General features: G+C 32.9%; 22 protein-coding genes. 9 read left to right on the top strand and 13 right to left on the bottom strand.

The window, feature by feature from the left end; translation table 11 throughout:
- Positions 1–6: 6 nt before the first annotated feature.
- Complete coding sequence (galT, locus tag BLQ93_RS01030) at positions 7–1,008, bottom strand: galactose-1-phosphate uridylyltransferase (RefSeq protein ID WP_092127548.1); 1,002 nt, start codon at positions 1,006–1,008, stop codon at positions 7–9.
- A 2-nt stretch (positions 1,009–1,010) separates the two neighbouring features.
- Positions 1,011–1,856, bottom strand: a complete 846-nt coding sequence (gene argB, locus BLQ93_RS01025) for an acetylglutamate kinase (protein WP_092127546.1) — start codon at positions 1,854–1,856, stop codon at positions 1,011–1,013.
- 207 nt (positions 1,857–2,063) lie between these two features.
- On the opposite strand from argB, the gene groES reads away from it, so the two are divergent.
- Both groES and groL read left to right on the top strand, forming a co-directional pair.
- The gene (gene groES, locus BLQ93_RS01020; RefSeq protein WP_092127544.1) at positions 2,064–2,324 is read left to right on the top strand and encodes a co-chaperone GroES; all 261 of its coding nucleotides are present in this window, start codon (positions 2,064–2,066) and stop codon (positions 2,322–2,324) included.
- A 20-nt stretch (positions 2,325–2,344) separates the two neighbouring features.
- Positions 2,345–3,976 carry a chaperonin GroEL gene (gene groL, locus BLQ93_RS01015; RefSeq protein WP_092127542.1) on the top strand — a complete coding sequence of 544 codons (1,632 nt, stop codon included), beginning with the start codon at positions 2,345–2,347 and terminating at the stop codon, positions 3,974–3,976.
- A 61-nt stretch (positions 3,977–4,037) separates the two neighbouring features.
- Here the strand turns inward: groL and BLQ93_RS01010 are convergent, their stop codons facing one another.
- On the bottom strand, positions 4,038–4,769 hold the full coding sequence (locus tag BLQ93_RS01010; RefSeq protein WP_092127539.1) for an ABC transporter ATP-binding protein: 732 nt from the start codon (positions 4,767–4,769) through the stop codon (positions 4,038–4,040).
- Positions 4,762–5,769 carry a FecCD family ABC transporter permease gene (locus BLQ93_RS01005; protein ID WP_092127537.1) on the bottom strand — a complete coding sequence of 336 codons (1,008 nt, stop codon included), beginning with the start codon at positions 5,767–5,769 and terminating at the stop codon, positions 4,762–4,764. Before BLQ93_RS01005 ends, BLQ93_RS01010 begins: the two co-directional genes overlap by 8 nt.
- A gap of 116 nt (positions 5,770–5,885) precedes the next feature.
- Here BLQ93_RS01005 and BLQ93_RS01000 point away from each other — a divergent pair, with 116 nt between their 5' ends.
- Together BLQ93_RS01000 and gdhA are read left to right on the top strand one after the other, a co-directional pair.
- Positions 5,886–6,956 (top strand): NADH:flavin oxidoreductase/NADH oxidase, encoded by a 1,071-nt coding sequence (locus BLQ93_RS01000; protein WP_092127535.1) that lies wholly within the window; start codon positions 5,886–5,888, stop codon positions 6,954–6,956.
- Between the two features lie 63 nt (positions 6,957–7,019).
- On the top strand, positions 7,020–8,384 hold the full coding sequence (gene gdhA / locus BLQ93_RS00995) for an NADP-specific glutamate dehydrogenase (protein WP_092127533.1): 1,365 nt from the start codon (positions 7,020–7,022) through the stop codon (positions 8,382–8,384).
- Positions 8,385–8,470: 86 nt separating this feature from the next.
- On the opposite strand, the gene BLQ93_RS00990 is transcribed toward gdhA, so the two are convergent.
- The 6 genes from BLQ93_RS00990 to BLQ93_RS00965 are packed head-to-tail and all read right to left on the bottom strand — an operon-like array spanning position 8,471 to position 13,499.
- The gene (locus BLQ93_RS00990; protein WP_092127531.1) at positions 8,471–9,682 is read right to left on the bottom strand and encodes a hypothetical protein; all 1,212 of its coding nucleotides are present in this window, start codon (positions 9,680–9,682) and stop codon (positions 8,471–8,473) included.
- A 9-nt stretch (positions 9,683–9,691) separates the two neighbouring features.
- Positions 9,692–10,423: a FeoA family protein gene (locus BLQ93_RS00985; RefSeq protein WP_092127529.1), complete on the bottom strand. Its 732-nt coding sequence runs from the start codon at positions 10,421–10,423 to the stop codon at positions 9,692–9,694.
- Between the two features lie 9 nt (positions 10,424–10,432).
- Complete coding sequence (gene feoB, locus BLQ93_RS00980; protein WP_092127527.1) at positions 10,433–12,424, bottom strand: ferrous iron transport protein B; 1,992 nt, start codon at positions 12,422–12,424, stop codon at positions 10,433–10,435.
- Positions 12,421–12,642, bottom strand: coding sequence for a FeoA family protein (locus BLQ93_RS00975; RefSeq protein WP_092127609.1), 222 nt, complete (start codon positions 12,640–12,642; stop codon positions 12,421–12,423). Before BLQ93_RS00975 ends, feoB begins: the two co-directional genes overlap by 4 nt.
- A gap of 4 nt (positions 12,643–12,646) precedes the next feature.
- Positions 12,647–13,291, bottom strand: a complete 645-nt coding sequence (locus BLQ93_RS00970) for a metal-dependent transcriptional regulator (RefSeq protein WP_092127525.1) — start codon at positions 13,289–13,291, stop codon at positions 12,647–12,649.
- Complete coding sequence (locus BLQ93_RS00965) at positions 13,275–13,499, bottom strand: hypothetical protein (protein WP_092127523.1); 225 nt, start codon at positions 13,497–13,499, stop codon at positions 13,275–13,277. The genes BLQ93_RS00970 and BLQ93_RS00965 overlap by 17 nt, the downstream gene beginning before the upstream one ends.
- Positions 13,500–13,637: 138 nt before the next feature.
- Here BLQ93_RS00965 and BLQ93_RS00960 point away from each other — a divergent pair, with 138 nt between their 5' ends.
- The 5 genes from BLQ93_RS00960 to BLQ93_RS00940 are packed head-to-tail and all read left to right on the top strand — an operon-like array spanning position 13,638 to position 16,438.
- A complete protein-coding gene (locus tag BLQ93_RS00960; RefSeq protein WP_025392559.1) occupies positions 13,638–14,117 on the top strand; it encodes a hypothetical protein in 480 nt (159 codons plus the stop codon).
- Between the two features lie 11 nt (positions 14,118–14,128).
- The gene (locus tag BLQ93_RS00955) at positions 14,129–14,485 is read left to right on the top strand and encodes a DUF4282 domain-containing protein (protein ID WP_092127521.1); all 357 of its coding nucleotides are present in this window, start codon (positions 14,129–14,131) and stop codon (positions 14,483–14,485) included.
- A 43-nt stretch (positions 14,486–14,528) separates the two neighbouring features.
- A complete protein-coding gene (locus BLQ93_RS00950) occupies positions 14,529–14,921 on the top strand; it encodes a TOBE domain-containing protein (protein ID WP_092127519.1) in 393 nt (130 codons plus the stop codon).
- On the top strand, positions 14,914–15,588 hold the full coding sequence (modB, locus tag BLQ93_RS00945; protein ID WP_025392556.1) for a molybdate ABC transporter permease subunit: 675 nt from the start codon (positions 14,914–14,916) through the stop codon (positions 15,586–15,588). Before BLQ93_RS00950 ends, modB begins: the two co-directional genes overlap by 8 nt.
- The gene (locus tag BLQ93_RS00940; RefSeq protein ID WP_143338644.1) at positions 15,575–16,438 is read left to right on the top strand and encodes a sulfate/molybdate ABC transporter ATP-binding protein; all 864 of its coding nucleotides are present in this window, start codon (positions 15,575–15,577) and stop codon (positions 16,436–16,438) included. Before modB ends, BLQ93_RS00940 begins: the two co-directional genes overlap by 14 nt.
- On the opposite strand, the gene BLQ93_RS00935 is transcribed toward BLQ93_RS00940, so the two are convergent.
- From BLQ93_RS00935 to dnaE, 3 genes are read right to left on the bottom strand one after another with little or no spacing between them, the layout of a single operon-like run.
- Positions 16,439–16,963 (bottom strand): cob(I)yrinic acid a,c-diamide adenosyltransferase, encoded by a 525-nt coding sequence (locus BLQ93_RS00935; protein WP_025392554.1) that lies wholly within the window; start codon positions 16,961–16,963, stop codon positions 16,439–16,441.
- Between the two features lie 2 nt (positions 16,964–16,965).
- A complete protein-coding gene (locus BLQ93_RS00930; RefSeq protein WP_092127516.1) occupies positions 16,966–18,969 on the bottom strand; it encodes an LUD domain-containing protein in 2,004 nt (667 codons plus the stop codon).
- A complete protein-coding gene (dnaE, locus tag BLQ93_RS00925) occupies positions 18,966–22,340 on the bottom strand; it encodes a DNA polymerase III subunit alpha (protein ID WP_092127514.1) in 3,375 nt (1,124 codons plus the stop codon). Before dnaE ends, BLQ93_RS00930 begins: the two co-directional genes overlap by 4 nt.

The following is a 22,340-nucleotide window of genomic DNA, read 5'->3' as shown; positions in this document are numbered from 1 at the left end:
TACCTCCTACAATGTAATTTCTCTTAAGTATTTTGCTGCATCTTCTGGTGGTGTTGGATTAATATAAAAGCCACTGCCCCACTCAAATCCAGCTATTTTTGTTAATCTGGGCGTAATCTCTAAATGCCAGTGGAAATAATCATCATGATCAAATATAAATGCTCCATTTAATAAAACAAAATTATACGGAGGGTTATCTAAGGCAATTTTTAGTCTTTTTAGCGTATTTTGTAAGATATATGTAAAATCGTACAAAATTTCAACGTCTTCAAACTCAAAATGTGTACTGTGTTTTTTTGGAAAAATGGACACTTCAAAAGGAGATCTTGATGCAAATGGTGTAATTGATACAAAATGTTTTGTTTCTTCGATTAATCGTACCTTATCATTTAATTCTTGTCTTATAATGTCACAAAATGGGCATCTATCTTTATATGAAAAGTATGTTTTTGCTCCCGAAAATAACTCGAGTGGCCTTTTTGGTATGATAGGCAATGCAATAAGCTGTGAGTGAGAGTGTTCTAAGCTTGCACCTGCTACTGCCCCGTAATTTTTAAAGACAAGCACATACTTCATGCGCTTATCTTTTTTTAAATCCTCAATGCGCGCTTTATATGCAAATACAACATCTTTCATTCTATCAAGTGGCATAATATCAAGTGTTTCAGAATGATTTGGTGTTTCTATTATAACTTCATGTGCTCCAATTCCATTCATAGCGTCGTATAAGCCTACAGCATGTTTATCTAAATCACCTTCTATACCTAAAGCGGGAAATTTATTTGGCACAACACGCAATGTCCAGTGCGGATCATTTGGCTGACTGCCTGGTGCCCTAACAGCATAAATCTCAGGTGGCACGTACTTTTCGTTTCCAGGGTCAAAAGGGCAAAAACCACCGGTTATTTTAATCTGCTCTTCTTGTTTGAAATCATGTGGCCTTTTGCCACGCTCGGTTGATATTATAACCCACCTTTCTACGATAGGGTCTTTTCTTAGTTCACTCATGTCTACCTCACTATTTGAGTGCCTATACCGGCATCTGTAAATATTTCTTCTAGAATTGCATGTTGTTTTTTACCATTTATAATGTGGACTTTTTTTACACCATTTTCTATAGCTTCTTTGGCTGATATAACTTTTGGTATCATGCCGCCCGTTAATACACTTCCTATCATTTTATCTATGTCTTTGATTTTTATTTCGCTAATTAGTTTATTTTCTGTATCCAAAACGCCATCAACATCTGATATGTATATTAATTTTTCTGCTTGCAGAGCCTGTGCTATGCTTGAAGCCACTGTATCTGCGTTAATATTGTATCTTGATCCTGCATCGTCAAAGCCAATTGGTGATACTACAGGAATGTAGCCATTTTTAGATAAATTAACTAATATATCTGGGTTTACTTCTTCAACATCTCCAACAAGACCTAAATCTACATCTTCTAAAAGCAATTTTTTGGCTTTTATAATACTGGCATCAACACCGCTTAAGCCTACAGCTCTACCGCCGAAACGATTTATATTTAGTACAATTTCTTTATTTACTTTTCCAGCTAATACCATTACCACAACTTCCATAGTTTTTTCATCGGTAATGCGCAAACCTTTATGGAATTTTGTTGTTATGTCAAGTTTTTTTAATGTATCACCAATTTCATTACCACCACCATGGACAATAATAGGGTTTATTCCTACAAGTTTAAGTAGCGCTATGTCTTTTGAAAAAGCCATTTTAAGTTCATCGTTGATCATAGCGCTTCCGCCGTATTTTATAACAAAAGTATTACCATAAAATTCCTTAATGTATGGCAAAAACTCTACTAAATATTGACCCTTTTCGCTTTTATACATATAAATACTCTCTTTTTATAATTTAGACTAAATCAACAAAAAAAGCAAGCAATTTTTTTATCAAAAAACAAAATTATTTTAACATAATTTGATATAAATTTTTATAATTTCTTGTAAATGCTTATAATTAGACTTGAAAATTTGAATATTAAGTGTATTATTAGCATCAGTGTTAGTTTACTGCTAATAAAAACGGGAGGTGAGTTTATGAAGTTTAAGCCATTAGCTGATAGGATTTTAGGTAAAATTGAAGAACAAGAACAAAAGACTGAGTCTGGGATCATTATACCAGACACTGCAAAAGAAAAACCACAAAAAGCAAGAGTTGAAGCTGTAGGTAGCGATGTTGAGCATGTTAAAGTAGGAGATCTTGTATTGTTTGCCAAATATTCTGGCACAGAACTAAAGCTCAATGATCAAGATTACATTATTTTAAAAGAAGACGAAGTTTTAGGTATTTTTGAGTAATTTATTAAGGAGGTGAAGATATGGGCGCAAAGCAAATAGAATTTGGAGACATTGCTAGATCGAAAATTTTAAAAGGTATAAATCAGTTGGCAGATGCAGTAAGTGCAACACTTGGGCCACAAGGTAGAAATGTTGTTATAGATAGAAAATTTGGAAGCCCGCTTATTACAAAAGATGGCGTTACAGTTGCAAAAGAAATTGAACTAAAAGATCCTTATGAAAATATGGGAGCGCAACTTGTTAGAGAAGTTGCAAGCAAAACAAGCGATGTAGCAGGCGATGGTACTACGACAGCTACAGTTTTGGCAAGAGCAATTTACAGGGAAGGCTTAAAGCATGTTACAGCAGGAGTTAGTGCAATAGAACTCAAAAGAGGCATAGATAAAGCTGTAGAAAAAGTTGTTGAAGAATTAAAGAAAATTTCCAAACCAATAGAAGAAAAAAGAGAAATTGCTGAAGTTGGATCAATTTCTGCCAATAATGAAAGAGAAATTGGCGAGATAATTGCAGAAGCTATGGACAAAGTAGGTAAAGATGGCGTAATTACAGTTGAAGAAGCAAAATCCACCCAAACAGAGCTCGAGGTTGTAGAGGGTATGAGATTTGATAGGGGTTATATTTCTCCGTATTTTGTTACAAACACAGAAAAGATGATAGCAGAGCTAGAAGACCCATTTATAGTTATAACTGATAAGAAAATTTCTTCTATGCAAGAATTCTTGCCTTTAGTAGAAAGAATTGCAAAAGCCGGAAAGCCATTCTTAGTAATTGCTGAAGAAGTAGAAGGTGAAGCTCTTGCAACCCTGGTTGTAAACAAAATTAGGGGTACAATTTCTTGTGTAGCCGTAAAGGCTCCGGGTTTTGGCGATAGAAGAAAAGAAATGCTTAAAGACATAGCAATTCTAACAGGTGGGACAGTAATTAGTGAAGAAACGGGTATGAAATTAGAGACTACTGATTTATCAATGCTTGGAAGGGCAAAAAAGATCGTAGTTGATAAAGAAAATACGACTATTATTGATGGCGCTGGCAAGAAAGAAGATATACAAGGCAGAATTAAACAAATAGATGCCCAAATTGAACAGTCAACAAGTGAGTATGATAAAGAAAAGCTGAGAGAAAGAAAAGCAAAATTAGCAGGTGGTGTTGCTGTAATTAAAGTAGGTGCAGCGACTGAAACCGAGCTAAAAGAGAAAAAAGCAAGAGTAGAAGATGCACTAAATGCTACAAAGGCAGCTGTTGAAGAAGGCATTGTTCCAGGCGGTGGTACTGCATTACTAAAATGCGCAGAAGCGCTTAAAGATATTAAATTAGAAAACGAAGATCAAAATATAGGTGCTTCAATAATTCTCAAAGTATTAGAAGAACCTATCAGGGCTATCGCAAAAAATGCTGGATTTGAAGGCTCAATAATTGTAAATAAAATTAAAGAAAACAGTAGTAAAAGCTATGGTTTCGATGCAAGAAAAGGCGAATTTGTAGATATGTTAAAAGCCGGTATAATTGACCCAACAAAAGTTGAAAGAATTGCACTCCAAAATGCAGCTTCAGTTGCAGGATTAATGCTAACGACAGAAGCTTTAATTACAGATATGCCAGAAGAAAACAAGCCAGCTGCGCCAATGCCAGGTGGCATGCCAGATATGTATTAATTAAAATAGGGAGGTTTTATTTGCCTCCCTTTTTTAATGAAAATAATTTATTTTATTTATTTTATATTAATGCAAAATTTTTAATATTATAAAATTGAGAAGTTTCTATTTCGTAAAATTGTTCAAGAAAAACAGGAGAAATTGGTTCGGATTTACTAATTATTTTGTATATTTTTGCATTTTTTAAAAATATTGTATAATCAGCTAAACGTGCAAGTCTAAGGTCATGAAAAACGCTTATGATTGTTTTGTTTAGAGAAATTAAGGCATCAAGTATAGTTAAAATATACTTTAAATCCAAATTAGAAAAGGCTTCGTCTAAAAGTAAAATAGGTGTATCCTGGGCAAGACTGCGAGCTATTAAAACTCGTTGATATTCACCACTACTAAGTTTTAGTATACTTTCGTTTTTAAAATGAGAAAGTCCGCAAATTTCTATTGCTTGATCGATTTTTATACAATCCTGAATAGAAAAATAAAAGCGCTTTTTGTGGGGATACCTACCCATACTTACTATTTCATATACGGTATAATCAAAAAAAATTCTTTCTTGGGAAACCAAAGATATCTTTTTTGCTAATTGTTTTTTTGAATAAAAGTCTATTGGTTTGTTTTCAAGCAAAATATTCCCGCTTTTTGGTTTTAGTAAGCCAGCAAGCAACAGTAATAATGTAGTTTTACCGACCCCATTTGGTCCCACTATTGAGTAAAATTTATCTTTTTGTATATTTAAAGTGATATTTTCTAAAATTGGTTTGGTATATGAAAAACTTATATTATTAAGTTTATACAAACTTTTTCACCTTTATTTTGTAAATGTACAAAAAAAATGGACCACCAATGAGACCTGTTAAAACACCAATAGGTATTTGAAATGAAAAACTTCGAGAAAAAGTATCCGCTATTAAAAGTAATAATGCACCAAGTAAAACTGAATAAATTGAAAGTAATCTGTTTTTTGGTCCGATTATAAATCTTACAATATGTGGTACAATTAATCCAATAAAGCCAATAATGCCAGATGAGCTGACGCATACAGCGGTAAGTAATGTAGCTAAAATCAAAGCGATAAATCTTATTTTGACAACATTTACGCCTAAACTCTGAGCCGAGAGTTCATTTAGAGATATTATATCAAGCTCATCTGCCCAGAAAAAGGCAAAAAACCATACAATTGTAAGTACAAGAAACAAAATACGTATATTATGCCAGTTACTTGAATCAAAGCTACCCATAAGCCAGAACATAATGTATGCAACATCTTTTGATGCCAGGTAATCAAGTAATGCTATAGCGGACGAAAAAATCGTAGCCACTATTATACCAGAAATAATTAAATTGATACTTGATAGATTTGATTTAAAGCCTGCTACGTAAAGAACAATAACAAGAGATAAAACTGCCCCAAAAAATGCAAACAACGAAACAGAAAATGCACTTATATAAAATAAATTTAATATAAAAGCAAGCGTAGCACCAAAAGCGGCACCACTTGCTGCTCCCAATGTATATGAATCAGCCAATGGATTTAAAAGTACTGCTTGAAAAATAACACCGCAAAGCGATAAACTTGCACCAACAAGCATTGCGCTTAGAATTCTTGGCAGTCTTAAGTTTAAGAGCACATATTTATCTGTAAAACTTACCTTATTGTGTGTATTAAACATTTGATTTTCAAAGATTTCGATAATTTTTTTTGTACTTATATGAACATCTCCTAACCCCAAAGACCAAAAAAAAGCCATTACAAGCAGTGCAACCAAAACTATTAAATAAACTTCTTTTCTTTTCATACACACAAAGTGTATTAAAATTTGTATTTTTATCAAGAAAAAGTTTTGGCGTTGTTTTTTGGTGAATGTTGTATATATTTTAGATAGTTTGTAGCTAACCTTAAAAAGGAGGGTTTATGAAAAATTTATTATTTTCGCCTATTACAATTGGAAACGTAAATTTTAAAAATCGCGTTTTTATGTCGCCAATGTGTCAATATAGTGCTCAAAATGGTCTTGTTAATCAATGGCATATTACACATTATTTATCAAGGGCAATTGGCGGTGCTGGTGCTATAGTTATAGAAGCAACGGCAGTAGAACCCAGAGGTCGAATTACTCCATTTGATCTGGGATTATATAACAATGAGCAAAAAAATGCATTTTTAGAATTAATTAATATCATTAAAAAATTTAGCCCAGATACTAAAATTGGTATTCAGCTTGCACACGCTGGAAGAAAAGGTTCAAAAGATAAACCGTGGCTAGGTGAAAAACTTCTAACAAAACAAGAAAATGGATATGATACAATAGCACCAAGCCAAATTGCATTTGATGAAAATTCTTCTATGCCGAAACAAATTAACAAACAGGAACTCGATTTTGTAAAAGAAAGTTTTATTAAATCAGCTAAAATGGCAAAAGAAGCAGGGTTTGATTTTATTGAACTTCATATGGCGCACGGTTATTTATTGCATGAATTTTTGTCACCATTATCAAATCAAAGAGAAGATGAGTATGGCGGGAGTTTAGAAAATAGAATGCGTTTTCCACTAGAGATAGCAAAATTTGTTAGGGAGGTTGTCGAAATCCCGTTATTTGTAAGAATATCTGCAACAGATTGGGCAAAAGATGGATGGGATTTAGAAAGCTCTATTGAATTTTCAAAGCAACTAAAACTATTAGGCGTAGATTTGATGGATGTATCAAGTGGCGGTCTTGTGCCATACGCTCAAATAGATTCAGATTTTGGCTATCAGACTTATTTTAGCTATAAAATAAAGCATGAGGCAGATATTCTTGTATCTGCTGTAGGTTTAATTGCAGATGCTTATCAGGCCGAGCATATACTTTCAAGTAAGCAAGCTGATATCGTAGTTATGGGCAGAGCGTTACTTTCTGACCCATATTGGTGTTTGCATGCAGCTAAAGTGCTTAATGTAGATATTGATTGGCCACAACAGTATTTAAGGGCAAAACATATTTAAAACTTGACGAAATATATATAATAAGTTATACTATTATGAAATAAATTTTTAATTGGAGGTAGTATGGGTAGGAGTTTGGCAACAATTGATATTGAACAAAGAGTACAAGAAATATACAATGAGGTTGTAAGAAAAAATCCTGCTGAGCCTGAATTTCATCAGGCAGTAAGAGAAGTGTTTTTTTCTATTATTCCTCTTTTGAAGAAAAATCCTATATATTTAGAAGAAAAATTATTGGAACGTATCGTAGAGCCGGAAAGACAAATTGTGTTTCGCGTACCGTGGGTTGACGATAAAGGCGAAATACATGTAAATAGAGGTTTTAGAATAGAATTTAACAGTGCACTTGGTCCTTATAAAGGTGGATTAAGATTTCATCCATCAGTAAATTTTGGTGTGATTAAGTTTTTAGGTTTTGAGCAAATATTTAAAAATTCTCTTACAGATTTACCAATTGGTGGCGCAAAAGGTGGAGCGGATTTTGATCCAAAAGGAAAATCTGATAAAGAAATAATGCTTTTTTGTCAAAGTTTCATGACAGAACTTTACAGGCACCTAGGAGAAAATACAGATGTTCCGGCAGGGGATATTGGTGTGGGTTCAAGAGAAATTGGATATTTATTTGGTCAGTATAAACGTATCACAAATAAATTTGAAGCGGGTGTAATAACGGGAAAAGGTTTAAGGTACGGTGGTTCTGCAGTTAGAACTGAGGCAACTGGTTACGGGCTTGTTTTTTTTGTTGATGAAATGCTAAAAACGATTAATGAAACATTTGAAGGTAAAACTTGTGTGGTTTCTGGTTCTGGTAATGTTGCAATCTATACTGTTGAAAAGATTCACCAATTAGGCGGAAAAGTTATAGCTGTCTCTGATTCCGATGGTTATATATATGATAAAGAAGGTATTGATTTGGATTTACTCAAACAGTTAAAAGAAGTTGAAAGAAGGCGCGTAAAAGACTATATACCTTATCATAAACATGCAATTTATAAACCAAACGGAAATATCTGGGAAATCCCTTGTGATATAGCGCTACCTTGTGCAACACAAAACGAGCTTGATGAAAATGATGCAGAAATGCTTGTAAAAAATGGAGTTATTGCTATAGCAGAAGGTGCAAATATGCCATGTACACCTGCAGCTATCAGGGTGTTTGAAAAGGCAAAAGTGTTGTTTGGTCCAGGTAAAGCTGCAAATGGAGGTGGTGTTGCTACATCTGCATTAGAGATGGAGCAAAACGCTGGCAAAACCAGATGGGATTTTGAGTACACAGAAAATAAGCTAAAAAAAATAATGCAAGGCATTTTTAGGCGTTGTTCACAAGCTGCTATAGAGTATGGATTTCCAAATAACTATATAGTTGGCGCAAATATAGAAGGCTTTAAAAAAGTAGCTGATGCAATGATTGAACAAGGCATTGTTTAAAAAAAGGCTTTGTAATTATAAGTACAGCGAAGAACCCCTCAGCTTTAGAATGCTAGGAGATTCTTCGCTGATGCTTAATGACTGGTTTAGAAATTGTATTGAGCGCTCAAGAATACCTGGTTTGCTGTTGCGCTTTTTAGTTCATCATGTTTTGGGCAGTAAAATTGTGTTTTAAAATTATCATATTCAAGTTTTAGCGTGGTTGATTTTGTTAAATTGAAAGAGATGCCAATAAACTTGCCATCTGCAGATTGTATGTTGGCGTTGTGTAATTCATTCATGAAGTTTACCTTGTCAAAGCCTCCATATATGCCCCATGCATCATTTAGGGCAATATTAGCTTCTATGTTGTATGCCCTAAGTCTTCTGGCGTTTAAATTGTCTGTATATCCACGTGGCACTTCTGTTTCCATACCTAACTTATTTATTGCTTCAATTAAGCCAACATAGTGTGTTGAACCTTTGCCGTATAGGAATTCCGATTGCAATGTAACCATCTTTATTGGAAGCTGCACGCCTATCCCGTAAATGTAGGGCCAGTGAGATTCGCTGTTTTGGAAGTAGACTTTTTGTGTTTCAAAAAATCCGTAAATTCTTGCTTTTTGCTGCAAAAAAGGAAATTCTAAAGCTAATTTTGCTCCAATTCCTGGCATTTTTACAGAGATATTTTTTTCTTCTTGTTCTTCGTCTCTAAACATATACGGGTAAACATTTTCAATTGCAATGGCAGGTGTTAGACTTATTGATCCAAGGTCAAAGTTGCCTTCAAGCCTGATTTGGCTTACGCCTTCTGGTCTTGTTTTATCAAATCCAGGCATTGCATAGTAGTTATCTGAAAATGTATTTAACTCCCCTAGTGGTTCATCCTGTCCAATTAAAAGTTTTAGGTTATCGGATAATTTGTATGCAAAGTATGCTTTTAGCAAGATAAGAGTATTTTTGTCGCCTTCAAAGTCTGATTCAATATTTGCAGATATTTTATCAGATTCTATATCAAGACCAAGTTTTGTAGAGCCCATATAGGAGTTAAATGTTGTTAGATCGGATTTTCTAATTGCAGTATTGGCTGGATAACCTTCTGCGTAGTTGCCATTTCCCCAAACAAAATATTGCTTTATTGAGCCATAAAGAGATAATTTTGTATCATCGCTTGAGGTAACACTACCTGCAAAAGACATTACAGGTAAAAAGAAAAATAGAATGAATGATAAAACTTTTAATACACAAGTATTGCAACTTTTTATATACACTAACAGGTTTCCTTTTAAAACCTTTGAGCCAAATATTTTGCAGTCCATTCATTCCTCCTATTCAACAGGTTTGACTTTAATTTTTTGAGTTATACCATGACCAATTGAAACTTTCTTTCCATCTACTAAAAAGTGAAAATTGCAACCTATGTGTTTTGCTGGACCAGAAACGGATGTTTTTGAGACAAGTTTTATGGTTTTGCCTACCTGTATGCCTGCATCTTTTAGTCTTTCTTCCAGTGCAATCCCACTTATTATGTATTCGAGTTTGCCTTCGTCGCCTGTTTTGAGTTGTGGTAGTTGCAGGATTTTTTCGCCTGTTTTTATCAAAAGCATTGAGGCTTCTCCTGTGCAAAGCTCAGCCGATTGTCCATTGCACTCTATATTGTATGTTTCATCTGTTAGGTGTCCTTTTACCTTTATGTTTATATTTTCTTTTAAGCCGATTTTGTCTAAGCCTTCTTTTATCTTTTTGCCGCACTCAAAACTTTTAATAATCCCTGTGTCGTTTGCTTCAAGCTCCAGGAGATTTTTTTTAGTACCATGCGCTTCGACAATTATCTTTTCTGCAATACCCTGACTTAAAATAACCTCCTTAGAATCAAACTCTACTGCTAACGGTCCGTGATGTTGATGAACTATAGTTGGTTCTAAAACCAATATTTTACCTTCTTTTATGCCCTCTTGCTCAAGATAGTCTCTTAGTTCCCTGCCTCCCTCAATCTTTACCACTTCAAATTTTGTGTGACCATTTTGCAAAAATTCGCTTAAAGCTTTTACTTCAGACATAAAAACCTCCTATAAAATTGATCCTATTTGGTAAATTAAAGTTGCGCTAATCCATCCAATGAATAAACTGTAAAAAACACTAAAAGCAGTCCACTTTAATGAATTTGTTTCCCTATAAATTACACCAATTGTTGCAATGCAGGGTATATAGAGCAAACTCATTACCATAAAAGCATAAGCACTCAGCGGGCTAAATAGGTGAGGTAGCGCTATAGATAGTTTGTCTTCGCCACCAAAGAGTGTTCCCATTGTGCCAACAACGGTTTCTTTGGCTAAAAGTCCAAAGATTAAAGCTACTGCGGCTTGCCAGAAACCAAACCCAGATGGTGATAGAATAGGTGCAAAAAACTTACCCAATGCGCCTACAAATGATTGTTCACTTGCATATTTCACGCCAAATGGTAGACTTGATAGCAACCACACCAAAATAACGCCAAGTAGAATAATTGTACCAGCTTTTTTTAAAAATTCTCTTGATCGCTCCCATGCATGTATTAAGACAGCTTTTATTGTAGGCATTCTGTAGATAGGAAGCTCCATTATCAAAAACGATACTTTACCTTTAAGTTGGGGTATTGTGCTTCTGAATAGTTTTGCACTCAATATTGCCACAATTATACCTAAAGCATAAAGTGAAAAAATAATAAGGCCGGGATGGTTTTCTTTGAAAAAAATTCCAGTAAACAAAACATATATAGGCAAGCGTGCAGTACAAGATATAAATGGATTTATAAGTATTGTAAGCAGTCTGTCTTTTTCATCTGCAATTGTGCGTGTTGCCATAATGGCTGGCACATTGCACCCAAAACCCAGTATCAAAGGTATAAAAGCCCTACCAGGAAGTCCTATGCTATGCATCAGTCTATCCATAACAAAAGCTGCCCTTGCCATATAGCCAACATCTTCCAAAAACGATAAAAATAAAAACAAAATCAGTATATTGGGTAAAAATACAATTACTGTACCAACGCCTCCAATGAGTCCATCTTTTACAAATGATTGCAATATTGGGTTGTAAATGTATTGAGATAATCCATCACCAGCCCACCCAAAAAATTGCTCTATGTAGTCAGCAAAAAAACCGCCAAGTTTAAATGTAGCTTCAAAAACTATAAGCATTGCAATAGCAAAAAGCGGTATACCCAGATACCTGTTCGTTACAATCTTGTCTATTCTATCCGATGTTGTTAGTCTATCTTCGATGCTTACTAAATGTTTTGTTGAATTTTTTACAACGCCTTCTATTAGACCATACCTTTTTTCAATAATTTCTGTTTCTAAATCAGGGTATATTTTTTCAAGACTGTTTATTTCTAAAATAGCATTTTCTACAATATTTTCCTTTTGTTGCTGTTTTAGTTCTTGTATAATGAGAGGATCTTGTTCTAAAAGCTTTATAGCTAAAAACCGTTTATTGTATGGCAAATTTGTACCATTAAGTAAATTTTTTATTCTTTCAATTGAGCGTTCAATATCATTCCCATAGTCAACATACAATTCTTCTTGTGGATAGTGGAGTTCATCAAATATTGCCTCTTTTAGTTCGCCAATTCCTATTTTTTTTGTAGCTGAGGTTTTAACAACACGTGTTTTAAGACTGTTAGACAATTTTGTTGTATCGATTTCCAATTTATCTTCTATTAGATCTATCATATTTAGCACAAGTAGCGTTTTAACTCCAAGCTCTTTCAATGATACAAACAAATACAAATTTCTTACTAAGTTTGTAGAATCTACTATGCAAACAACTAAATCTGGTTTTTCTTTTACTATGAAGTCACGCGCTATTCGCTCATCTATGGAATTTGCGCTTAGACTATAAATACCTGGCAAATCTACTACATTAATTTGTGCATCAAGGTATGTGAATTTACCTTCTTTTTTTTCTACTGTAACACCAGGCCAGTTGCCAACATGTGCGCTTGAGCCAGTTAGTTCGTTAAATATGGCTGATTTTCCTACATTTGGATTGCCAATTAAGGCAACCGTAAAGCTTTTCATGCAACCTCCTTAATTATAATCTTTGAAGCCAGGCCTTTGCCTAAAGCATACTTTGAACCGTTTATTGCAATAATTATAGGTCCTTTTGCGTTATAGATTACCCTTAGCCTTGCACCTGGTACTAAACCCATTTCTAAAAATTTTGTGTACGATCCATGACCGCCTTCTATTCTAACAACTTCATACTCAGCATTTTCATCTGCTAAAATTAGTGACATAGCTTCACCTCTCAACAATTATTTTCTCCGCCTCGTCTTTTCTTAGTGTTAAATGATATCCAAGAAGCGTTACTTCAATTGGATCTCCAAGAGGTGCGACTTTTTCTACTTTAATCTGCACACCTGGCGTTGTACCCATAGAAAGCAATTTACTTTTTATTGGAGAGTTTTCTATTTTGACAATTTTAGCTGTTTCTCCCACATTAATCTCGTTTAACTTCATATATGCCTCCCTTTTTGCAAATTTATCAAATTGTTCTTTAATAAGCGGATTTGCTGCTAAAAAATCTGTTAACTTTATAAATTGTTCATAAGTTTGTTTGGATAAATCATGTTCAAGTTTGTGAGCGTCTATAATTGCTATATCTTCTGGAATTCCCAGCGTAAAAGTTAAAAATCTTAGTATATTTTTTTTGCGCTCAAGTAAATTTTTTGCAAGTTCAATACCGTAATCTGTAAGCGTTATATAACCGTATTTTTCATGGTTAATAATATTTTTTTCTGCAAGCGTTTTTATTGCACTAACAACTGTAGGTAAACTTACATTTCTTGTTTTGGCTATATCTTTTATACGGGCAACTGTACTTTTTGTTGTGTGCTCTAAGATATCAAGCAGGTAATCTTCTTGCGTTTCACTTAAGTAAACCATTTTGCCTCCTTTTTTTGCAGATATTTTTTGCAAAACATACTGAACAATTTTTTATTGATTTTGAATTCAAAAAATATACTTTGTCTTTTTTTGATAAATCAAATATTATTTTGATCAAAGCTTCTGGCTTTAAATTTGTTTTTTTCAATAAATCATTGAATGTTATGCCTTTTTGTTTGTGCAATAAATGCATTATATACTCTCTCATAAAACCTCCAAGATAGAATCATAAAATAATATTAGATAAATCTAACAATTTGTCAAGCAAAAAATTTTATGCTAAATTGTCAAAAAAATTCAAAAAATTCGTTTTTAATATTGAAAACACTTTGATGGAGGTGCAAGTATGAAGAAACTTGTGGTTTTTTTGGGTTTATGTCTAGTTCTTGTAAGTAAGGCTTTTGCTAATGATTTGAGTTTGGTTAAAAATTCTACGATACAAAGCGGTGCTTGTGATTTGACCGTACATTTGAAAAATGGAGAATTCAAATCAGATTTGCAAAGGTGCTACATAAGTGTATATGATGTGGTTTTTGGTAATTTAAACAATAAAAGAGTTGCGGTGCTTGTTAGCGGTGAAGGTGGTGGCGGTAGCGGTTGTTTTTCTTATGTTAGGGTAATGGAAAAAGTCGGCGGTAAATACAAACAGATTTCAAATAATATAGACTTAGGAGATAGGATAGATTACAAAAAAGCTTATATAAAAGGTAATATTTTATATGTGGATTATTATGAGCACGGACCTAACGATTGTATGGCTTGCAAGCCTACTCTTCACAAAATTTTGAAATTAAAACTCATTAACAATAAATTAGTGAAAATATAGGAGGCAAGTAAATGTTTTGTCCAAATTGTGGTACTCAAATACCAGATGATTCAAAATTTTGTCCAAGTTGTGGCACAAGATTTGATAAACCTCAAAGTAAAAACACAAATGATTTTGTAAACAGTATATTGTTTTTAAAGGAAATGCTTACGCCAAAGTTGTTGCAATTTTTTTACTGGTTAAGCTTATTTGGTGTTGCGCTTGTAAGTATAGGTATGATGACAAGAGGAGTTTATTTTATCTTAGCTGCACCAATAGTATTTGTTTTGTTATTTTTGCTTATTAGAGTTTATTTTGAGTTTATTATTGTTGTTTTTAGAATTTATGAGGAATTAAAACAAATAAATGAAAAAAACAAATTAGTTTAATTGGCTTGACTGCAAGCGGTATATACAATATAATACACCCGAAATGATAATTAATGAAATTGAGGGTGTATTAGAAAACACGGAATTTTCAAATGGTGTGTATTTTTTTGAAGTTAATGTAAAAGGTGATACTTTTTTTATTTTGCAGCTACAAAATGGATGCGACAAACTAAATACTGTAAAGTTAAGGTTTCGTGAAAATGATGTAAGTATTGCAAAGAATGCAATCTCAGAAATTAGCATTTCAAATATACACAAGGCTATTGTAAAGAGCATAGAAAGTGGCCACTTACTTGCTAGAATTGAGCTTTTATACAAAGGTCATCTTATTTATAGTTTAGTAACAAATAAATCGCTTAAAAAACTTAATATAAAAGTTAACGACGAAGTTTATTTTTTGGTAAAAGCTATTTCTATAGAGGTTTTATGTGAGTGATTTTTTACTGCCGCTTTACCTGACATTTAAACTTGCAATTATTGCCACAGTGGTATTATTTTTTATTGGTATTTTCGTTGCATATTTTTTAGCATACACAAAGTCTAAGCTACGTTTTGTATATGAAGCTTTGGTAAATATACCTTTGTTTTTGCCACCAATTGTTTTGGGTTTTTATATACTTGTAATTTTTAGTCCTGCTTCGTTTTTGGGTAAAATACTGGAATATTTTGGTATAAAACTTGTATTTAGTTTTTCTGGACTTGTTGTTGGAAGCATTCTCTACAGTTTTCCATTTATGGTAAATCCTCTGGTATCAGGATTTAGAGCTTTACCTAAATCTCTCAAAGAAGCCTCGTATACGCTGGGCAAAACAAAGCTTGAAACATTCTTTAAGGTTTTATTGCCAAACATGAAGCCGTCTATTTTAAGTGCGGTTGTTTTGACATTCGTCCACACAATTGGCGAATTTGGTGTTGTATTAATGATTGGTGGCAATATTCCAGGTGTCACAAAAGTTGCCTCTATAGCTATTTTTGATGCTTCTATGGCACTTAACTACAAATTGGCAAACTTTTACTCGCTTGTTTTGTCATTAGTATCTTTGAGTTTTTTGATGTTTGTGTTTTTTATCAATAAAAAATTCGTATCAAATGATAGAAGTTAAGTTAAAAAAGAAACTTTTTACATTTGAATTAAATGTGGATTTAACTATACAGGGAAATGATTTTGTATCAATTTTTGGTCCATCCGGTGCTGGTAAAACCACTATTTTAAGGCTTATTGCAGGCCTTGATAAACCAGATTCTGGATATATCTGCGTTGATGGTAAAGTGTGGTATTCAAGTAAAGACAATATAGATTTGCCGGTCAGGCTACGGAAAATAGGTTTTGTTTTTCAGGATTATGCCTTGTTTGAGAATATGAGTGTGGCAAAAAATGTAGAGTTTGCGCTTGAATCAAAAAAAGATTCTGGATATGTTGATGAGTTGCTTGAACTGGTGAATTTAAGAGAGTATAAAAATGAAAAAATTAGTTTATTATCTGGTGGGCAAAAGCAAAGACTTGCACTAATTAGAGCTTTAGCTAGAAAACCGAAAGTTTTGCTTTTGGATGAGCCTATGTCTGCTTTGGATTGGTCACTGAGGGCAACATTGCAAGATGAGCTATTGTTTTTGCAAAAAAAATTTAACATTACTGCTATAATGGTTAGCCATGAAATTTCAGAAGTAGCAAAGCTAAGTGATTACATTTTTGTTATAAAAAATGGCAAAATAACAAAGCATGGCAAACCTCAAGCAATTTTTGATATAGATACAAATAATGTAAATATTTTTGGAACAGTAATTGATAAAAAAGCTAGTGATCTTTTAGGTATACTAAAGGTATTAATAGGAAATAGTATAGTTTATATACCTACAAATAAAAACCAGTTTTCAAATTTATCTATTGGTGACAAAATACTTATAACTACAAAAGCGTTTAATTTTTCTACAAAAAAAATTATACTTGATTAATTATTTTTCTATGCCATCTCTTGCTATTACGCCTTGGGTATAGTAGTGTTTTATTTCTTTCATTTCTGTAACCAAATCGGCTCTATCTATAACTTTTTGCGTTGCATACCTGCCAGTTATAATAAGCTCGGTGTTTTGTGGCTTTTTATCAATTAGCTCAATAAGCTCATCATCACTAAAAAGTCCAAAAAACACGGCAATATTTGCTTCATCCAACACAACAACATCAAAAAGATTCGGGCTATTGGTAAATATATCCATTACGTAATTGTACCCATCTTTTGCGGCTTTAATGTCTTCGTCTGAAGGTTTTGAATGAATAAATTCTGGTCTGCCAAATTGCTTTATTGTAAGGTTTTCAAACCTTGAAAGCGCCTTGTGTTCGCTGTAGGGTAATCCTTTAACGAATTGTACAAACAAAACCTTTAATCCTGCTCCTAAAGCTCGTATTGTTAAACCAATTGCTGCGGTTGTTTTACCTTTGCCGTTTCCTGTGTATACTTGTACATAGCCTTTTTCTTTCACATTTAGCCTCCTAAAATTTCGTTCAAATAAGAAACAAAATGCATTACTTTAATATTAAGACCTTTATTTTGTATAAACCCTTGTATTTGCATAATGCACCCAGGACAAGCTGTAATTACAATTTCTGCATCAGTATCAACAATATTGTTTACTTTTTTTTCAACAAGTTTTTTTGATATACTTTTGTGCATTATAGAATAACTTCCAGCAAAACCGCAACACTTATCACTTTCATTTAAATTAACAAATTTTGGCTCTATTTCTTTGATAAATGATTCTAATATCAAAGAAGTTTTAAGGCCTCTTAGTAAATGGCATGGATGATGGTATGTGATTTTTTTGTTAAGTGGTTTTAACTTATTTTTATCTATTTTTTTAAGAAAATATGAGCTTGCATCAACTAACGCAGCATTTAGGTCTATGCCTGCAAGTTCAAAGTAATCTCTTTCAATCATATGTTGGCAGTGAGGATCCAAAAAAATAACTTCATCATATTGTTCTATCTGGGTTGAAACTTTTTTTGCGCTATTTACAGCTTGAGACTGTTTTCCGTTGTAATAACAAGCAGCTCCACAACAGGCACTCTGTTTGATTACCGAAATATTGATGTTGAGTTTTTTTGCTAAGCTTAAACAATCGTTGCCTAAATCATCATAAAAAATGTTCACAGCGCATCCAGCAAATAAACCAATGTTTGATTTTTGTGTTTTTATTAGATCAAATGATTTTTTGTTTGGTTTTGGAAATACTCTAAAATCAAATCCAAAATACTCATCAAGTGTTTTATTGTTAAACTTCATTTGATTTTTAAAGAGTTTTGATAGTATAGTGATAGAAAAGCGCAACATAGAGTAATTGGTAAGGCTATCTAAAATTTTGTCTTTAATTAGACTGTTTTTTGGGTGTTTTGACTTAATTTTCAAAATTAAAGATTGTATGGGGATCTTGCTTGAACAAATAGAATCACAAGCCATACAACCAAGGCAATAGTTTGCAAACTCTCCAATATCAGGGTAGTTAGTCAAATATGATAGTAAAACACCAATTGGACCAGCGTACGCATCGCCTCTAAAAGCCAAACCGCTCACAGTTGTATATACACAACATGCATTTTGACAGGCTCCACAGCGAATACATTGCAAAATTGGTGAGAATTCATTATTTTTTGATAATTTGCTTCTGCCATTATCCAACAGAATTACATGAAACTCGCCAAATGGTTTTTCAAAACAATCTACATAGGATGTTGATAACTGGGCAGTTGCGGCTTTTGGCAAAAAATCAACAATAGTTAATGCTTCTTCAATGTTATCTACAATTTTGTCTATTCCAATAACGCATATGTTAATGTCTTTTAATATAACATGTTCTACATTGCCTTCATTGCTTATAATAAAAAATAAACCATCTTTAGTTACAACATTTGATCCAAAAATACCTACATTAGTATAGTTAAAATACTCTCTGATCTTGTTTTTAGAAAATTGAACGAGTTCATCTAAATCATTAGATAGATTTGCACCAAATTTTTCGTTGAGCAGGTTTTGAATTTTTTCTCTTGACATATGTATTGCAGGAGCTGTCATATGGGTGCTTGGCTGGTTTGCAATTTGAACAAGCCATTCTCCAAGATCAGTTTCAAATGCGTCAATTCCATTTTGTTTTAAAAATTCATTAAGATGTATTTCTTCCGTTGTTAGCGATTTTGATTTAACAACACATTTTACATTATGTTTTTGCAGTATATTTAATATGGCATTGCAAGCCTCAGCCGAATCTTGCGCATATACAACATCTATGTTTTTTCTCTTTAAATTTTCAAAAAGAGCCAGTGTGTTTGATTTAAGATTTTTTATATTTTTTTGCTTTATTGTTTGTGTAATATTTTTGTAATTATCATAGTCAAATATCTTTTCTAAATATTTTCTTTTTTGAAAATAATTTGTTTCAAGTCTTGATAGAGCATCTTGCAAGAATTTATCATTTACTAAATCTTCTTCTTTCATGAAGCTAACTCTAATTTTATACCTATATCATATTTTTTAAGACGTTCCAGTAATTCAAAATCACATTTTAAACTTGATTTTGTTTTAAACATAGTTTGTTTTGATTGAGATTTTTTTAAACAAATAAATAATTGAGCATTACCTGAATTACTATTTGTTAATTGTTTTATATCTTTTAGTATAGTTTCTGCATCGGAGGCATTAGAGTCTACTTCAATTGTTATTTTTGAGATTTGGTTTATTAGTTCTTGTATAGGGATTATTTGCTTAGCTGTAATTGATGTTTTTTCTTCATTTTTTTCAAGTTTTCCAATAATCAAAATTGGTTCGATACTGTTTAGTTGTTTTAGCTGTTCGTATAAGCTTGGAAATACTACAATCTCGATGCTACCGTGTAAATCTGAAAAATTAACAAAAGCCATTGTTTGTTTGTTTTTTGTATTAATTTCTTTTAAACTTGAAACGACACCTATAAGTTTTATTTCTGATTCATCATTTAAATTGTCCAACTGTGAAGTATAGTTTATATCAAGAGATTTAATTAAACTTTCGTATTTTTTAAGGGGATTATAGCTTATAAACACACCTAATAGTTCTTTTTCGTAACTTGTAATTTCTTCTTGGGTTGTTGTGACTTGAGGTTTAAGAGATACATTATTATCCATTCCAAACAAATCAAGTGAAGCCTTTTTTGGGTTTTCTGCTTGAATAAGCAATTGATTTCTATTTTTATCGACAAAATCAAAACAACCGCTTTTGATTAGACTTTCTACAACTTTTTTGTTTACTTTTCTTTGGTTTACACGATTTAAAAAATCAAATAAATCTTTAAAAGGACCCTTTTTTCTTTCTTCAATGATGCTTTCTATAGCTGCATCGCCTACATTTTTTATTGCTGAAAGACCAAATCTGATAGCTTTTTTATTTGAATCTTTTTGAGAAACAACAGTAAAATTAGTATAGCTTTCATTTATATCTGGTGGCAAAATAGGTATATTTAGCCTATTGCATTCATCAATATAGATTGCAACTTTGTCTGTGTTGTTTGCTTCGCTTGTCAGTAAAGCACACATAAAGTACGCAGGGTAGTGGGTTTTTAGGTAAGCTGTTTGATAAGCAATATAAGCATAAGCAGCTGAGTGAGATTTGTTAAAACCATATCCAGCAAAGTATTCCATTAAATCAAAAATGCTTTCAGCTTTTTTTTCATCAATGCCGTTTTTGACGCAACGCTCTACAAATACACTTCTTTGTTGAGCCATTTTTTCTTTATCTTTTTTACCCATGCTTTTGCGAAGAATGTCAGCTTCTGCAAGAGTGTATCCTGCCAAAACATTAGCAATTTGCATAACTTGCTCTTGATATAGTATTATGCCATAGGTTTCTTTTAAAATGGGCTCCAATTGAGGCAAAGGATATTCTACTTTTGAGATGCCGTGTTTTCTTTCAATAAAATCCTTTACCATACCACTACCTAGTGGTCCAGGTCTATAGAGTGCAACCAAAGCTATCAAATCTTCAAAAACTGTTGGCTTAAGCTCGCTTATTAACTTTTGCATACCAGAGCTTTCAAGCTGAAACACACCAAGCGTGGCACCACTTTGAAGTAGTTTAAAAACTTCTTTATCGTCCGTTGGTATGTTTAGTAAATCAAAGCTTTCATCTTCATATTTTTTTATCAGTTTAACTGCAAAATCAATAACGGTAAGGTTTCTTAAGCCCAAAAAGTCAAATTTTATTAAACCAACATCCTCTAAATGTTCTTTTGAAAACTGAGCAATTATAGCATCTTCGCCGGCTGGTTTATACAGGGGGCATCTATTGTATATTGGTTCTTGTGAGATAACAACACCAGCTGCATGTTTTGATGCATGGCGTTTTAAGCCTTCAAGTGTTTTTGATAAATCAAACAATTCTTGTATTTGCTTATCTTCTTGAATCATCTTTTTTAATTGATCGACTTGATTTATAGCTTCATCAAGCGTTGCATTTGTTGGTATAAGTTTTGCAATTTTATCGGCGCTTGCATAGCTAAATCCCATAACTCGCGCTACATCTCTAATTACTGCTTTTGAAAGCATCGTACCAAATGTTGCAACTTGGGCTACATTGTATTGTCCATATTTATTTTGAACATAATTTATTACCTCATCTCTTCGTTCAACGCAAAAGTCTACATCAACATCAGGCATAGATATTCGCTCTGGGTTTAAAAATCTCTCAAATAGCAAACCGTACTTTAGGGGATCTATATCAGTTATCCCAAGACTATAAGAAACAAGGCTTCCAGCTGCTGAGCCTCTTCCGGGCCCAACAGGTATTGAGTGACTTTTAGCATAATTTATAAAATCCCAAACGATTAAAAAGTAACCACTAAAATGCATTTGTTTGATTACATTTAATTCATACTCAAGACGTGCATAATAAATATCCTTTTGATTTTCAAGACCAAAATTTTTTATACGTTTTTCAAGACCTTCTTTTGCAAGTTTTTCAAGCATCTCATTGTCTTTTTGCATGTTTTCAGAAAAGATTGGATATATAAGTTTTCCAAGCTCAAGATCAATTGAGCAATTTTTTGCTATAAGGTAGCTATTATCTGGTGCTTCTTTTAAGTCTTTAAATTTATCATACATTTCTTCTTGTGTTTTGAAGTAGAATTCCTGCGTTCTCATTTTCATCCTATCTTCTTCACTTATGAGCCTGTTTGTCTGAATGCAAAGCAGTGCATCTTGGGCTTTTGCATCTGTTTTGTTTAAATAGTGACAATCATTTGTGGCAACAATTGGAGCATTAGTTTCATTGGCAAGTTTAAGTAACAATGGCTCTATCTGAGCTTGCTCAGGTAAGTCATGCCTCATAATTTCGATAAAAAAATTGTCTTTGCCGAAAATTTCTTGATATTCAAGGCAGGCTTTCTTTGCTAAATTGTAGTCGTTATTTAAAAGATAATAATTGATTTCGCCGTGTAAACATGCACTTCCGGCTACTATGCCGCTTGAGTATTTTCTTAAAAGATCCATATCGATTCTTGGTTTATAGTAAAAACCTTCGGTATAAGAAAAAGTCGATAATTTAAGTAAGTTTTTATAACCTTCGTTATTTTTTGCAAGAAGAGTTAAATGAAAATTGCCTTTGTTTGTTTTATCAAATCTATTTGTTACAAGATATGCTTCAAATCCAATTATAGGTTTTATATTATTTTTTATACAGGTTTTATAAAAATCAAGTGCGCCAAACATATTACCATGATCTGTTAGAGCAATGTATTCTTGATTATCGTTTTTTGCTTTTTCTACCATTGCATTGATTTTTGTTGCTCCATCAAGCAAGCTATATTCTGAATGATTGTGCAAATGCACAAATGCCAT

Source organism: Desulfurella multipotens (assembly GCF_900101285.1).
GTDB classification, from domain to species: domain Bacteria; phylum Campylobacterota_A; class Desulfurellia; order Desulfurellales; family Desulfurellaceae; genus Desulfurella; species Desulfurella acetivorans.
This window is presented reverse-complemented; position numbering and strand designations above follow the sequence as displayed.